This window comes from Shewanella electrica, from assembly GCF_022321485.1.
GTDB classification, from domain to species: domain Bacteria; phylum Pseudomonadota; class Gammaproteobacteria; order Enterobacterales; family Shewanellaceae; genus Shewanella; species Shewanella electrica.
Map to the genome: position 1 here is coordinate 1 of NZ_JAKOGG010000576.1, position 249 is coordinate 249.

The 249-nt window shown below is 49.4% G+C and carries 1 protein-coding gene; it reads left to right on the forward strand.

Annotated features, from left to right (window positions below; genetic code table 11):
* Position 1 precedes the first annotated feature (1 nt).
* A partial coding sequence (locus tag L9G74_RS24510; protein WP_500142683.1) for an AMP-binding protein occupies positions 2 to 249 on the forward strand: 248 nt, incomplete at its 3' end.

A 249-nucleotide genomic window follows, 5' to 3' on the forward strand; every position in this document is an offset into this window, starting at 1 on the left:
GTTGCACAAAAAAGCTGAGAGAATTGCATCAGTGCTCTGTGACAAAGGACATCTCAATGCAGGAGACAACGTGGTGCTTCTTTATCCTCCTGGCATTGAGCTAATCACCGCGTTCTATGGCTGTTTGTATGCTGGCTGCATCCCTGTGACCGTGAGACCACCTCATGCTCAGAGCCTCACTGCTACTCTGCCCACTGTACGAATGATCGTGGAAGTCAGCAAAGCTGCCTGTATTCTTACAACTCAGAC